We start from the raw sequence: 13,425 nt of genomic DNA on the forward strand, positions 1-13,425 counted from the left end.
GGCCCTCCGGTTCAGGTGGGGTCCCTGCGCGCGGCCAGCAGGGCGCTGGCCGGGGCGCCCGCCGAACTGGCCGCGCCGCGTGCGCCGCTGGCGGCGCCCTTCGCAGCCGGCGCGCCGGATGGCTTCTCGATCCGCACGCGCGAGCCCGGCCGCAGGTTCTGCTTGCCTTCGAGGACGATGCGCTCGCCCGGCTGCAGGCCCTTCACCACGGCCTTGTCGGCGAAGGAATAGTCGATCTCCACCTTGCGCGGCTGCACGGCATCGTCCTTCACCACGTACACGATGCGGCCATTGGGGCTCGTGATGATCGCGGCGAGGGGCACCACCACCGCATCCTTGATGGTGCGGACCGTCACGCTGGTGTTGACGTACTGCCCGGGCCACAGCAGGTGTTCGCCGTTGTCGAATTGCGCCTTCGCGCGCACCGTGCCCACCTGCGGGTCGACCGTGTTGTCCACGAAGCTCAGCGCGCCCCGCAGGGGCGCGGGCTTGCCCGGGATCATGGCCAGCACGGGCGAGCGCGCCTTCGACGCCTGCAGCAGGTCCTGCAGGCGCCCCTCGGGCACCGGGAAGGACACCGCGATCGGGTCGAGTTGCGTGATCGTGACCAGCGAAGTCGCCGGCTGCGCGAGCGTGCCCGCGAACACGGCGATGGCGCCGGTGCGCCCGGCGATCGGCGCGCGGATCTCGTCGAAGCTGAGCGCCACGGCGGCGGACTGGACGGCGGCCCGGTCGGCGGCGACCGTGGCGCGCTGCGCCTCGACCTGGGCGAGCACCGTCTCGGTCGCGCTCTTGGCGATGAAGTTCTGCGCGAGCAGTTCCTGGCTGCGCTTGTACTGGCGCTCGAGGTCGGCCAGCGTGGCCTCGTCCTTCTGCTGCTGCGCCTTCGCCTTCGCGAGGTTCGCCTGGTCGGCGCGCGAATCGAGCGTGAAGAGCGGCTGGCCCGCCTTCACGAAGTCGCCCTCCTTCACGTGCACCTTCTGGATCATGTTGCTCACCTGCGGCCGCACGTCCACGCTGTTGAGCGACATCACGCTGCCGTTGACGGTGACGTCCACCGGCACGTCCTGCTTCTGCGCGACGGCCAGGGTGACCAGGGCCGCGGGCCCGGTCGATCCGCTTGCGCCGGGTGCCGGCGCCCCGGCGGCGCGGCCGTCCGCGGCGACCGCGCCGGACACAGGCGCATTGCTCGCGTGGTACCACCAGGCGGCGCCCGCAACGAGGGCGATGCCGGCGGCGCCGGCTGCGATATGGAGAGCTTTCAGTGCCATGAGGGTGAGAGCCTGCCCAACGGGGCGGAGTTCGTTTTGTTGTTGCCGAAAGACAACTTGCCAATGTATCAGCAGCATGCCGACACACCATCCGCGTTTCGCCTAGCCGCGCCCCCGAGTCGCGCCCGCGCGACCCGGTTTTACCCGCGCTTTACACGGGTGCTAGGCCGGCGGCGGCCGCCGGCCCATCGCCACTTCGACGCCCAGGTTCGCCAGCCGGTCCGCGTGCTCGTTGCCGGCGTCGCCGTTGTGGCCGCGCACCCAGCGCCACTGGATCTTGTGGCCCGCGCCGTTGACGAGCGCGTCGAGCTCCTGCCAGAGCTCCACGTTCTTCACGGGCTGCTTGGTGGACGTGCGCCAGCCCTTGGCCTTCCAGCCGGGCAGCCACTCGGTCATGCCCTTGAGCACGTACTGGCTGTCCACATGCAGCGTCACGGCGCAGGGCCGCTTGAGCGCCTCGAGCGCCCGGATCACGGCCAGCAGTTCCATTCGGTTGTTGGTCGTCTGCGGCTCCCCGCCATAGAGCTCTTTTTCAGTACTGCCGGAGCGCAGCACGGCGCCCCAACCCCCGGGGCCGGGATTGCCCTTGCAGGCGCCGTCGGTATAGATCACGATGTCGTTCAAGTCGTCTCTTTCGAATGGATGCCGTGCCCGCTGTTGACCATGGGCACGGGCGCGGTGGAAATGGCGGGCGCCGTCTTCCAGGCGCGCCCGATGAGCTTGATGCCCCGCACGCGCTTGACCGCGACGAGGAAATAGACGGCGCCGAAGATCGGCCACCAGCGGTCGCCCGCGAGATCCATCCAGTCCCAGCGTTCGAGCCACTTCTCGCTTTTGAACGCCGGCCGGTAGCAGCCGAAGTTGCTGGACTCGACCTCGAAGCTCAGCAGGCGCAGCCAGTCGCGCAGGCGCCAGTAGCCGATGAATTCCCCCGCGTCCGGCAGGAAGAGCTCGCCGAAGCCCAGCCGCTGGTACAGGTGCGCGCGGCGCTGGCGCAGGCCCCAGAGGCTCGCGGGGTTGAGGCAGCAGATCACCACGCGGCCCTCCGGCACCAGCACCCGCTCGACCTCGCGCAGCGTGGCGTGGGGGTCGGCGTTGAGCTCCAGCGAATGGGGCAGCACGACAAGGTCCAGGCTGTTCTCCTCGAAGGGCAGCGCGGCGAAGTCGGTCACGAGCGCGGCGCGGGTCCGGGCGCCGGCATCGTGCCCGTCCACGGCCAGCCATTTGTGCGGCATCCGGTTGGCGGCGAGCGTGTCGAGCATCGGCAGGCCCAGCTGGACCGCATGGAACCCGAAGACGTCCGAGACCGCACGGTCGAACTCGGCCCGCTCCCAGGCCAGCAGGTAGCGGCCCGGCGGGGTTTCGAACCACTGCTGCATTCCTATAATCGGGTCGCTCATGAAGTTAATACCGCTACCGGCCTTCCAAGACAATTACCTGTGGGTGCTGCACGATGGGCACGATGCCCTCGTGGTGGATCCGGGCGACGCCGCGCCCGTGCTCGCTTACCTGCAACAGGCTGGCCTGCGGTTGCAGGCGATTCTAGTCACGCACCACCACCCCGACCATATCGGCGGGGTCGATGCCGTGCGCGACGCCACCGGCGCGAAGGTCTACGGCCCTGCGCGCGAGACCATTCCCGAGCCCCTGCAGCGCCTGACGGAAGGCGACGCGATCGAGGTGCTGGGGCTGAAGTTCTCCATCATCGACGTGCCGGGCCACACCTCCGGGCACATCGCGTACTACTGCAGGGAAATGGACGGCAAGCCGCTGCTCTTTTGCGGCGACACGCTCTTCTCCGGCGGCTGCGGGCGCCTGTTCGAAGGCACGCCCGCGCAGATGCTCGATTCGCTGGACAAGCTCGCCGCCCTCCCCGGGGAAACCCGGGTGTGCTGCACACACGAATACACATTGAGCAACCTGAAATTTGCACGCGCGGTGGAACCCGGCAACGCCGAGCTGATCCATTACATCGAGCGCTGCGAGAAGCTGCGCGAACAAGGGCTGCCGACGCTCCCGTCGTCGGTCGCCCTGGAAAAACAGGTCAATCCCTTCCTGCGCACACGCCTTCCCGGCGTCGCCCAGGCCGCGCGCGCACACGATGCCGCCACCCCCTCGGATGACGTCGCGGTCTTCGCGGCCATCCGGCAATGGAAGAACGAGTTCAGATGAAGGTGTTTCACGTCGCAGCGCTCGCGAGCCTGCTCTGGCTCGCCGGCTGCGCCACCCCCGTGGCAACCGACAAGCCCGCCCCTCCCGCCGCCGCCGCGGCGCCCTCCACCCCCGCTTCCGCCGCCGTCGCGAACGCACCCGCCCCGGCTTTCATTCCCGGCGGGCCGCTTCAGCCCATCACCCCCGCCGACGCGGCTTCGCGCGGCGTCGCGCAACTGCAGCCGCCGGCGGACTTGTGGGAACGCATCCGCCGCGGCTTCGCCATGCCCAACCTCGAGAGCGACCTCGTGCGCCAGCAGGAGCAGTTCTATTCCACCCGGCCGGAGTACATGCAGCGCATGACCGAGCGCTCGAAGAAATACCTCTTCCACATCGTCGAGGAACTCGAGCGCCGCAACATGCCCACCGAGCTCGCGCTGCTGCCCTTCATCGAGAGCGCGTTCAACCCGCAGGCCGTGTCCAGCGCGCGCGCCGCCGGCATGTGGCAGTTCATGCCCGCGACCGGGCAATACTTCGAGCTCAAGCAGAACGTGTTCCGCGACGACCGGCGCGACGTGCTCGCATCGACGCGCGCCGCGCTCGACTACCTGCAGAAGCTCTACGGCATGTTCGGCGACTGGCACCTCGCCCTGGCCGCGTACAACTGGGGCGAAGGCAGCGTGGGCCGCGCGGTGCAGCGCAACCAGCGCGCCGGCCTCCCGGCCGCCTACGTCGACCTGAACATGCCCGGCGAAACGCGGATGTACGTGCCCAAGCTGCAGGCGGTGAAGAACATCGTCGCGAACCCGGACGGCTTTCGCACCGAACTTCCGCTGATCGAGAACCACCCGTACTTCCAGAGCGTCACCGTTCCGCGCGACATCGACGTGCAGCTTGCCGCGCGGCTGGCCGACGTGTCGATCGAGGACTTCAAGGCGCTCAACCCCTCCATGAACCGCCCCGTGATCCTCGCGGCGGGCACGCCGCAGATCCTGCTGCCCTGGGACAACGCCAAGGTCTTCGAACGCAACTTCGATGCGTACTCCGCGGGCCAGTACGCCAGTTGGACGGCATGGAGCGCGCCGTCCACGATGTCCGTCGCCGAAGCCGCGAAACGCACCGGCATGAGCGAAGCCGACCTGCGCAGCGTGAACACGATTCCCCCTCGCATGCTCATCAAGGCGGGGTCCGTGCTGATCGTTCCGCGCTCGGCGAAGATGCAGAACGACGTGGCGAGCCATGTCGCGGACAACGGCCAGCTCAACCTCGCGCCCGAATCCGTCACGCGCAAATCCACGGTGAAAGCCGGCAAGCGCGACACCGTTGCGAGCATCGCGCGGCGCTATCGCCTGAGTCCCGCCCAGGTGGCCGAATGGAACGGCGTGAGCGCGTCGGCTGCTTTCCACGCGGGCCAGCAGGTCGTGGTGTACCTCCCGGTACGCGCAAGCGCGCGGCACACGCCGCGTGCGGGCGCCAAGGCGGCAGGGCATGGCGGCTACAAGGCGAGCAAGGCGTCCCCCGGCCGCCGCACGGCCAAGCCCGCGCACAAACGCTGAGGCCCCACCGCAGAGCTACATCCGGCCACAACTGCCGCGCAGGACTCCTCCGACGGGGATTGCCGCCCTGCGCCGATGTGCTCGACAGTCGTGCCGATCCACACTGGTTGCACTGCTCTAGAAAGGAGTCAACCATGTTGAAAAAGACTTTGATGAGTGCCGTCCTGGCCGCCAGCGGCGTGGCCGCCTTGCTGCCGATGGCCGCGAGCGCGCAGCAATACATCGTGCGCGTGGCCCCGCCTCCGGCCATCGTCGAGACGGTGCCGGCGCCCCGCCCGGGCTACGTGTGGGCGGAGGGCCACCACGAATGGCGCGGCAACCACTACGTGTGGGTGCAGGGCCACTGGCTGCGCGAGCGGCCGGGCTACGCCTGGAACAACCCGCACTGGGTCCAGCGCGGCAATGGTGAATGGGTGCTGCTGGGCGGCAACTGGGACCGCCACGAGCGCCAGGCCTACCGCGACCGCGACCGTGACGGCGTGCCCAACCGCTGGGACCATGACCGCGACGGCGACGGCGTGCCCAACCATCGCGACCGCTACCCCGGCGATCCGCGCCGCAGCTGATGCGCACGTGATCCGTGACTGAAGGCCCGGCCCCGCCGGGCCTTTTTTCATGCGGGCGTGAATCGATCACGCACGGTCCCTCTTTGCCGCGTGTAGGGCGCGGCCTACGCGCCGGCAGCAGCTCAGCGCTTATGCTCATTGCCCAGTCACCGGAGCCTGCGCATGAACGCGAACGACAAGAACAACCCTTCACCCTCTCCCGAATCCGCCGGCCCGTCCCGCCGCCGCTTCGTCGCTGCGACCGCCGCGATGGCGCTCGGCTCGGGCCTCGGCCTGTCCGCTTGCGGCGGGGGACACGACGAGGACAAGCAGCTCTTCGGCTACGGTGTCGCCAGCGGCGACCCCCTGTCCGACCGCGTGATCATCTGGACGCGCGCCAACAACACCGGCGGCGCGGTGCCCGTGGAGTGGCAGGTGGCCACGGACGCCGCATTCGCGAACGTCCTGAAATCCGGCACGGCCACGGCGGACGTGAGCCGCGACTACACCGTGAAGGTGGACGTGACGGGCCTGCAGCCCGCGACGACCTACTTCTACCGCTTCAAGGCGGGCGGCAACTTCTCGCCGACGGGCCGCACCAAGACCCTGCCCGTCGGGAACCCGCAGCAGGTGAAGATCGGCGTGTTCTCGTGTGCCGCGTATTCGCTCGGCCAGTTCCACGCGTATGCGCATGCGGTGAACCGCGGCGACCTGGACGTCGCGCTGATGCTCGGCGACTACATCTATGAAACCGGCCTCACGAACGTCGAGCAGGCGGCGGCCTTCGCGCTCGGCCGCGAAGCCGACCCGCAGGGCGAGTTGCACACGCTCTTCGAATACCGCCAGCGCTACGCGCGCTACCACACCGACGCCGACCTGCGCGCGCTGCGCGCGAGCATGCCGATCATCGCGGTGTGGGACGACCACGAGATCGTCAACGACACCTGGCGCGACGGCGCGGGCGGGCACGACCCGGCCACCGAAGGCAGCTTCGCCGAGCGGCGTGGTTCCGCCGCGCAGGCCTGGCACGAGTGGCTGCCGACGCGCGACGACCCGGACCCGCTGAAGATCTACCGCTCCTTCGACTTCGGCAACCTGCTGTCGTTGCACATGCTGGACACGCGCGTGGTGGGCCGCGATGCGCCGCTCAATCGCGACACCTTCCTCACCACGGCGGACGCACCCGGCCGCCAGTTGCTCGGCCCGGTGCAGGCCGCCTGGCTGGACGCGCAGATGCAGGCGTCCACGGCGACCTACCAGGTGCTGGGCAACCAGGTGCTGATGGGCCGCATGCGCATCCCGCTGTCCGTGTACGACAACTTCACCGAGGACAGCATCAACGAATTCCTGGTCGCGCTGGACACGCCCGCGGCGTCGCGCACGCCCACGCAGGCGGCGCTCGTCGCGCAACCGCGCATCGGCTACGAACTCACCAACTGGGACGGTTTCGGCGCGGCGCGCGAAGCGCTCTTCGCGAGCGCGCGCGCCAAGGACAAGAACCTCGTCGTCGTCTCGGGCGACAGTCACAACGCGTGGGCGAGCAACCTGAAGGATGCGTCCGGCGCCAGCATCGGCGTGGAGTTCGGCACGCCCTCGGTCACATCCACCGGCCTGGAGATCACGCACACCAACGTCGGCCGGCAGTTCCTCGCCGATTCGTTCGTGCGCATGATCCCCGACCTGAAGTTCGCGGAGACGAGCCATCGCGGCTACCACGTCCTCACGCTGACGCCGGCATCGGCGACCGGTGAGTGGGTCTTCGTGAGCTCCGTGTTCGACAACTCGTTCACGGCGTTCTCGGGGCCGGTGCTGCGCATGCTGCCGGGTGCGGCGAACCGCGTGCTCGTGCCCGCGTAACGCGCGTCAGAGCTTCTCGGTCTCCCCGGTCCGCGGCTGCCACTTCATCAGCCGCTTCTCGATGCGCCCGACGAAGCCATCGAGGACCAGTGCGCACGCGGTCAGCACCACGATGCCCGCGAATACCGTGTTCACGTCGAAGGTGCCCTCCGCCTGCAGGATCAGGTAGCCCACGCCGCGCGCGGAGCCGAGGTACTCGCCCACCACAGCGCCGACGAATGCGAGGCCCACCGAGGTGTGCAGGCTGGAGAACACCCAGCTCGTCGCGCTCGGCAGGTACACCGTGCGCAGCAGCTGCTTCTGGTTGGCGCCCAGCATGCGCGCGTTCGCGAGCACGACGGGGCTCACCTCCTTCACGCCCTGGTAGACATTGAAGAAGACGATGAAGAACACGAGCGTGACCGCCAGCGCGACCTTGCTCCAGATGCCCAACCCGAACCACATCGCGAAAATCGGCGCGAGGATCACGCGCGGCATGGAGTTCGCCGCCTTGATGTAGGGGTCGAGGATGGCACTGGCCGTCGGCGCTAGCGCGAGCCAGAGTCCGAAGACCAGACCGAGCACGGTGCCGATCGCGAACGCGAGCACGGTCTCGAGCAGCGTCACGCCCAGGTGCAGGTAGATGTCCGCGCGGCCGGGCAGGCCATCGGGGAAGAACCGGTTCTCCCCGACGGTGACCGGCATGAACCACGACCAGATGCGGCCCGCCACCTTGACGGGCTCGCCGATGAAGAACGCGGTCTGTTCGTTGCCCGAGGCGAGCTGCCAGACCGCGAGCATGACGATCAGCACGCCGACCTGCCACGCGCGCAGGTTCCTGCCGGACGGTTTCAGCGACGCGAGAAAGCTCATGCCGCCTTCCTCAACTGCTGCGCGTAGCCCTTGAGCACCTCGTCGCGCAGCACGTTCCAGATCTGCGAGTGCAGTTCGACGAAGCGCGGGAGGTTGCGCACTTCCGCCACGTCGCGCGGCCGCGGCAGGTCGATCTCGAACTCGCCGATGGGGTGCGTCGCGGGCCCGGCCGACAGCACGACCACGCGGTCGCTCATCGCGATCGCCTCGTCGAGGTCGTGCGTGATGAAGAGCACCGCCTTTTTCTTCGCGGCCCACAGCGCGAGCACTTCGTTTTCCATGAGCTGGCGCGTCTGCACGTCGAGCGCGCTGAAAGGCTCGTCCATCAAGATGATGTCCGGGTCCAGCGCGAGCGTCTGCGCGAGCGCCGTGCGCTTGCGCATGCCGCCGGACAGCTGGTGCGGGTAACGGTCCCCGAACTCGCCCAGGCCCACGCGCTCCAGCCAGGCCTGCGCCTGCGCGCGCGCCTGGTCGTCGGGCACGCCGCGGTACTGCAGGCCCACCATCACGTTGGCGATGCAGCTGCGCCAGGGCATGAGCGCCTCGGCCTGGAACATGTAGCCCGCGCGCGCATTGATGCCGCGCAGCGGCTCGCCGAACACGCGCACGTCGCCCGAGGATGCGTCGAGCAGGCCGGCGCCGATGTTCAGCAGGGTGGATTTGCCGCAGCCCGTGGGCCCGACAACGGAGACGAATTCGCCGGCGCGGATGCGCAGCGTGGTGTCGGAGACCGCGGTGTACCCGCCGCCCTCCCCATCGGGCGCGCGGAAGGTGACGGTGATGCGATCGAATTCGAGCGCGTAGGCAGACATCGCGTGGGCCCGTCGACCTACGCCTTGAACTTGTCCTTGGCGCGGCGCGCGAACTCGTTGGTGTAGGTCTTGCCCAGCTCGATCTTCTCGGCCTTGATGCTCGGATCGAAACTCGCCAGTGCGCGCAGCGCGGTGCGCGTGCCTTCTTCGGGGATCATGCCGTCCACCGCGATCGCCTCACGCACCTTCGCAAACGATGCAAGGTACAGCGCGCGGTCGCCGAGCAGGTAGCTCTCGGGCACGGTCTTGATGATGTCGCTCGGGCCCGCCGTCTGCAGCCACTTGAGGCCATGCACGATCGCATTCGCGAGCGCCTGGCAGGTGTTCGGATTGGCCTTGACGAAGTCGGAGTGCAGGTAGAAGCACGCGGCCGGCATCGGGCCGCCGAAGACTTCCTGCGTGCCCTTGAGCGTGCGGGTGTCGCTGATGATCTTCACGTCGCCCTTCTGTTCGAGCATGGTCATCACCGGGTCGATGTTGCTCATCGCGTCGATCTGGCCCGAGCGCAGCGCGGAGAGCGCACCGGCGGACGTGCCCACACCCACGTAACTCACGTCGGTGGCCTTGATCCCGGCGCGCGAGAGCAGCAGGTTGGCCATCATGTTCGTGGAGGAGCCTGGCGCGGACACGCCGATCTTCTTGCCCTTCAGGTCGGCGAGCGTCTTGTAGTTCGGCATCGCCTTGGTGGAGACGCCCATCGCGATGGCAGGTGCCCGGCCCATTAGGACGATCGCCTGGATGAACTGGTTCTTGCTCTGCATGTTGATGGTGTGCTCGTATGCGCCGCTCACGACGTCGGCGGAGCCGCCCACCAGGGCCTGCAGCGCCTTCGCGCCACCGGCGAAATCCGAGATCTCGACGTCGAGACCCTCGGCCTTGAAGTAACCCAGCTGCTCCGAGATGGTCAGCGGCAGGTAGTAGAACGACGCCTTGCCTCCGACAGCGATGGCGATCTTGCTTTTCTCGAGCTTGCCCTGCGCGCGCAGCATGGGCGCAGCGAGGGCGGCGGCGCCCAGGAGCGCGGCGGAAGTGAAGGTGCGGCGATGGATGTGCATGGATTTCATGGGACAGAACCTCTTGGTGGGCTTGCGGGCAAGGTTAAGCACGATGCTGCGACGCCGCATCGGGAACATCCCGTGCGGGTTTTCACGTAACGCGGCGCGGCAGCGCTCAGCGCCAGCCGAGGAAGAGAATGCCCACGTTCACCAATAGCGCGAGCGCCCAGATGGCCGACCGCACCGTAGGCAGCCCGGCGACATACATCGCGATGTAGATGACCCGCAAGGTAACGAATAGCAACGCGAGGATGTCCAGCACGGCTTGTTGCGCCGCGAGCTGGTGCGCGATGATCACCGCGCCGATGAAAAACGGCAGCGCCTCGAAGCTGTTGGCCTGCGCGGCGTTGGCGCGGGCCTGCCAGTCGGTGAGCCGCGAGAGCCACGCACGCGGGTCGTGGTTGTCGAAGCCGCCCTCGCGGCGCGGCTTGCCGAAGCCCTTGGACTTCGCGATCCAGGCGCATGCATAGGGCAGCATCGCCGCGAAGAACACACACCAGTACGCCACCGTGAACTTCACGATCTGAGGGGTCACCGTCTTATCTCCTGTCCACGAGGGCGTGCGCGATGGTGCCCAGGTCCACGTATTCGAGTTCGCTGCCCGCGGGCACGCCGCGCGCGAGGCGCGTCACGGCGATGCCGCGCGCCTTCAGGGCTTCGCCGATGACGTGCGCGGTGGCCTCGCCCTCGGCGGTGAAATTGGTCGCGAGGATCACCTCCTGCACCGTGCCGTCCGTGGCGCGCGCAAAGAGCTTCTCCAGGCCGATGTCCTTGGGGCCGATGCCGTCGAGCGGGCTCAGCTTGCCCATCAGCACGAAGTACAGCCCCTTGAAGGCGGCCGTGCGCTCCAGCGCAGCCTGGTCCGCCGGCGTCTCCACGACGCACAGCTTGCTGCGATCGCGTTGCGGGTTGCGGCAGGTGTCGCAGAGCTCGTGCTCGGTGAAGGTGTGGCACATCGTGCAGTGACGCACGTTCGACGCCGCCTGGGCCAGCGCCTGCGACAGCAGCTGCGCGCCGGGACGGTCGTGCTGCAGCAGGTGGAAGGCCATCCGCTGCGCGGACTTCACGCCCACGCCCGGCAGGCGCCGCAGCGCCTCCACCAGCGCGTTGAGCGAGCCGTCCGCCATCAGAACGGCAGCTTCATGCCGCCCATGCCCGGCATGCCGGCGGTGAGCTTGCCGAGTTTTTCCGCGGAGGTGTCCTCGGCCTTGCGCCAGGCGGCGTTGAAGGCGGCCGCGACGAGGTCCTCCAGCATGTCCTTGTCCTCGGTGAGCAGGCTCGGGTCGATCTCCACGCGGCGCACCTCGTGCTTGCAGGTCATCGTGACCTTCACGAGGCCGGAGCCGGATTCGCCGCTGACCTCGATCAATGCGAGCTCGTCCTGCGCCTTCTTGAGGTTGTCCTGCATGGCCTGCGCCTGCTTCATGAGGCCGGCGAGCTGTCCCTTGTTGAACATGGTGTTTTCCTAGTTGGTGATGACGGGCTTGATGCTGCCAGGCACGATTTTCGCGCCAAAGTCGCGCATCATGTCCTGCACGAAGGGATCGCCCAGGATGATTTCCTCGGCGGCGCGCTGGCGCTCCGCCGCGGCGGCCGCATTGCGGCGTGCCGGGCTGTCGGTGACGGCGCCCACCTCGACGGTGAGGCGCACCGCGTGCCCGGCGGCGTGCAGCGCGGCCTGCAGGCGTTCGCGGCTCGCGGGCTGGTTGAGCGATTCGCGCTCCACGCGCAGCATCCAGTCGGCTTCGTCGCGCCCCACGAGCTGCGATTGCAGCGCGAGTTCGCGCACGAGCGCCGTCACGGCTTCGCGGGCGATGAGCGCGGAGACGGTCTCGTGCCAGAAGTTGCCTTCTTCGGTGGGCACCAGCGGCGGCGGCGCGGTGGCCGCGTCGCGCCGCGATTCGGCCTGCACGCGCACCGGCACGCCGACGACTTCGCTGGCGGGGCGTCCGTTGACGGGCGCCACGGTCGGGCGCTGCGGCGAGGCGCGCACCGCGGGCGGCTCCACCACGGGCAGCACGCGGCCGGGCGGCGCGCCGACGGCGGGCACCGCGGCAGGCGCGGGGCCGAGAGGCGCGGCAGCCGGCACCGGCGCCGCGGCTTCAATCAGAGTTTTTTTTTCAGCCGGCCTGGCGACAGGCGCGGAGGAAGCAGGTGCGGGCGACGATGCGGCGGCCTGCCCTTGCGGCTTGAACGCGAGCAGGCGCAGCAGCACCATGGTGAGCGCGGCGTACTCGTCGGGCGCAAGGCCCAGCTCGGTGCGGCCGTGCAGGCACATGCTGTAGAGCAGCTGCGTTTCGTCGGCAGGCATCAGCGCGGCCAGGCGCGCAATCTCGGCGGCTTCCGGGTCGTTGGCATCGCCGGCCGCGGCAGGCACGGCCTGCACCACGGCCATGCGCTGCAGCACCGCGCTCATTTCTTCCAGCGTCGACGCGGCGCTCAGGCCCTGCACGCGCAGGGCTTCCGACACCTCGACCACCGTCTTGCCGTCGCCGCGCGCGAGCGCGTCGACGAGGCGGAACACGTGCGTGGAATCGACGCTGCCCAGCATCTGGCGCACGGCGTTTTCTTCCAGCGAGCCCGAGCCGTAGGCGATGGCCTGGTCGGTCAGCGAGAGCGCGTCGCGCATCGAGCCACGCGCGGCGCGCGAGAGCAGGCGCAGCGCGCCCGGCGTGGCCGGCACGCCTTCGGCCTGCAGCACGTGCGCGAGGTGGTCCTGCACGGTCTCCGGCGCCATGGGGCGCAGGTTGAACTGCAGGCAGCGCGAAAGCACCGTGACGGGCACCTTCTGCGGATCGGTCGTGGCGAGCACGAACTTGAGGTATTCGGGCGGCTCTTCCAGCGTCTTGAGCATCGCGTTGAACGCGTGCCCCGTGAGCATGTGCACCTCGTCGATCATGAAGACCTTGAAGCGCCCCTGCACCGGCTTGTAGACCGCCTGCTCGAGCAGCGACTGCACCTCGTCGACGCCACGATTGGAGGCGGCATCCAGCTCGGTGTAATCGACAAAGCGGCCGCTGTCGATCGCGACACAGGCTTCGCACACGCCGCAAGGGTCGGCCGTGATGCCGCCCTTGCCGTCCGGCCCCTGGCAGTTGAGCGCCTTGGCGAGGATGCGCGACACCGTCGTCTTGCCGACGCCGCGCGTGCCGGTGAAGAGGTAGGCGTGGTGGAGGCGCTGCTGCGTGAGCGCGTTGGTGAGGGCCTGCACCACGTGCGTCTGGCCCACCATCTCCCGGAAGTTCCGGGAGCGGTATTTGCGGGCGAGCACGACGTAGGACATCGGGCGATTCTACGGGCAGGGAAAATGTGTCCGCCCGCGCCGC

Annotated in this window: 14 protein-coding genes; 4 read left to right on the plus strand and 10 right to left on the minus strand. The window is 68.7% G+C overall.

Annotation, left to right across the window (positions count from 1 at the left end; all coding sequences use genetic code 11):
- Window positions 1-11: 11 nt before the first annotated feature.
- The 3 genes from I5803_RS03970 to I5803_RS03980 all read right to left on the minus strand — a co-directional run bounded on the left by I5803_RS03970 (window position 12) and on the right by I5803_RS03980 (window position 2,671).
- Window positions 12-1,271, minus strand: a complete 1,260-nt coding sequence (locus I5803_RS03970) for an efflux RND transporter periplasmic adaptor subunit (protein WP_196985107.1) — start codon at window positions 1,269-1,271, stop codon at window positions 12-14.
- 162 nt (window positions 1,272-1,433) lie between these two features.
- On the minus strand, window positions 1,434-1,895 hold the full coding sequence (rnhA, locus tag I5803_RS03975) for a ribonuclease HI (RefSeq protein WP_196985108.1): 462 nt from the start codon (window positions 1,893-1,895) through the stop codon (window positions 1,434-1,436).
- Window positions 1,892-2,671: a class I SAM-dependent methyltransferase gene (locus I5803_RS03980; RefSeq protein WP_231402331.1), complete on the minus strand. Its 780-nt coding sequence runs from the start codon at window positions 2,669-2,671 to the stop codon at window positions 1,892-1,894. Before I5803_RS03980 ends, rnhA begins: the two co-directional genes overlap by 4 nt.
- Between I5803_RS03980 and gloB the strand changes: the two genes are divergently transcribed.
- The 4 genes from gloB (at window position 2,670) to I5803_RS04000 (ending at window position 7,380) form a co-directional block, all read left to right on the plus strand.
- Window positions 2,670-3,443 (plus strand): hydroxyacylglutathione hydrolase, encoded by a 774-nt coding sequence (gloB, locus tag I5803_RS03985; protein WP_196985109.1) that lies wholly within the window; start codon window positions 2,670-2,672, stop codon window positions 3,441-3,443. The genes I5803_RS03980 and gloB overlap by 2 nt on opposite strands.
- On the plus strand, window positions 3,440-4,978 hold the full coding sequence (locus I5803_RS03990) for a transglycosylase SLT domain-containing protein (RefSeq protein WP_196985110.1): 1,539 nt from the start codon (window positions 3,440-3,442) through the stop codon (window positions 4,976-4,978). Before gloB ends, I5803_RS03990 begins: the two co-directional genes overlap by 4 nt.
- 134 nt (window positions 4,979-5,112) lie before the next feature.
- On the plus strand, window positions 5,113-5,544 hold the full coding sequence (locus I5803_RS03995) for a YXWGXW repeat-containing protein (protein WP_196985111.1): 432 nt from the start codon (window positions 5,113-5,115) through the stop codon (window positions 5,542-5,544).
- 162 nt (window positions 5,545-5,706) lie between these two features.
- Window positions 5,707-7,380 carry an alkaline phosphatase D family protein gene (locus I5803_RS04000; RefSeq protein ID WP_196985112.1) on the plus strand — a complete coding sequence of 558 codons (1,674 nt, stop codon included), beginning with the start codon at window positions 5,707-5,709 and terminating at the stop codon, window positions 7,378-7,380.
- Window positions 7,381-7,386: 6 nt separating this feature from the next.
- Here the strand turns inward: I5803_RS04000 and I5803_RS04005 are convergent, their stop codons facing one another.
- The 7 genes from I5803_RS04005 to dnaX all read right to left on the minus strand — a co-directional run bounded on the left by I5803_RS04005 (window position 7,387) and on the right by dnaX (window position 13,382).
- Window positions 7,387-8,232: an ABC transporter permease gene (locus I5803_RS04005; protein ID WP_196985113.1), complete on the minus strand. Its 846-nt coding sequence runs from the start codon at window positions 8,230-8,232 to the stop codon at window positions 7,387-7,389.
- On the minus strand, window positions 8,229-9,044 hold the full coding sequence (locus tag I5803_RS04010) for an ABC transporter ATP-binding protein (RefSeq protein WP_196985114.1): 816 nt from the start codon (window positions 9,042-9,044) through the stop codon (window positions 8,229-8,231). Before I5803_RS04010 ends, I5803_RS04005 begins: the two co-directional genes overlap by 4 nt.
- A 17-nt stretch (window positions 9,045-9,061) precedes the next feature.
- Window positions 9,062-10,108, minus strand: a complete 1,047-nt coding sequence (locus tag I5803_RS04015; protein ID WP_196985115.1) for an ABC transporter substrate-binding protein — start codon at window positions 10,106-10,108, stop codon at window positions 9,062-9,064.
- A 106-nt stretch (window positions 10,109-10,214) separates the two neighbouring features.
- Entirely contained in the window at window positions 10,215-10,634 is a 420-nt protein-coding gene (locus tag I5803_RS04020) for an MAPEG family protein (protein ID WP_354001618.1), read from the minus strand.
- A gap of 4 nt (window positions 10,635-10,638) precedes the next feature.
- Window positions 10,639-11,226 (minus strand): recombination mediator RecR, encoded by a 588-nt coding sequence (recR, locus tag I5803_RS04025; protein WP_196985116.1) that lies wholly within the window; start codon window positions 11,224-11,226, stop codon window positions 10,639-10,641.
- A complete protein-coding gene (locus I5803_RS04030) occupies window positions 11,226-11,555 on the minus strand; it encodes a YbaB/EbfC family nucleoid-associated protein (protein ID WP_196985117.1) in 330 nt (109 codons plus the stop codon). Before I5803_RS04030 ends, recR begins: the two co-directional genes overlap by 1 nt.
- Window positions 11,556-11,564: 9 nt before the next feature.
- Window positions 11,565-13,382, minus strand: coding sequence for a DNA polymerase III subunit gamma/tau (gene dnaX, locus I5803_RS04035; protein ID WP_196985118.1), 1,818 nt, complete (start codon window positions 13,380-13,382; stop codon window positions 11,565-11,567).
- Window positions 13,383-13,425 lie beyond the last annotated feature (43 nt).

Origin of the sequence: Caenimonas aquaedulcis (genome assembly GCF_015831345.1) — a bacterium.
GTDB lineage: Bacteria > Pseudomonadota > Gammaproteobacteria > Burkholderiales > Burkholderiaceae_C > Ramlibacter > Ramlibacter aquaedulcis.

Coding starts and splice junctions, on each gene's coding strand:
- I5803_RS03970 (WP_196985107.1), bottom strand. CDS start 1,271: ATGGCACTGAAAGCTCTCCATATCGCAGCCGGCGCCGCCGGCATCGCC.
- gloB (WP_196985109.1), top strand. CDS start 2,670: ATGAAGTTAATACCGCTACCGGCCTTCCAAGACAATTACCTGTGGGTG.
- I5803_RS03980 (WP_231402331.1), bottom strand. CDS start 2,671: ATGAGCGACCCGATTATAGGAATGCAGCAGTGGTTCGAAACCCCGCCG.
- I5803_RS03990 (WP_196985110.1), top strand. CDS start 3,440: ATGAAGGTGTTTCACGTCGCAGCGCTCGCGAGCCTGCTCTGGCTCGCC.
- I5803_RS03995 (WP_196985111.1), top strand. CDS start 5,113: ATGTTGAAAAAGACTTTGATGAGTGCCGTCCTGGCCGCCAGCGGCGTG.
- I5803_RS04000 (WP_196985112.1), top strand. CDS start 5,707: ATGAACGCGAACGACAAGAACAACCCTTCACCCTCTCCCGAATCCGCC.
- I5803_RS04005 (WP_196985113.1), bottom strand. CDS start 8,232: ATGAGCTTTCTCGCGTCGCTGAAACCGTCCGGCAGGAACCTGCGCGCG.
- I5803_RS04010 (WP_196985114.1), bottom strand. CDS start 9,044: ATGTCTGCCTACGCGCTCGAATTCGATCGCATCACCGTCACCTTCCGC.
- I5803_RS04015 (WP_196985115.1), bottom strand. CDS start 10,108: ATGAAATCCATGCACATCCATCGCCGCACCTTCACTTCCGCCGCGCTC.
- recR (WP_196985116.1), bottom strand. CDS start 11,226: ATGGCGGACGGCTCGCTCAACGCGCTGGTGGAGGCGCTGCGGCGCCTG.
- I5803_RS04030 (WP_196985117.1), bottom strand. CDS start 11,555: ATGTTCAACAAGGGACAGCTCGCCGGCCTCATGAAGCAGGCGCAGGCC.
- dnaX (WP_196985118.1), bottom strand. CDS start 13,382: ATGTCCTACGTCGTGCTCGCCCGCAAATACCGCTCCCGGAACTTCCGG.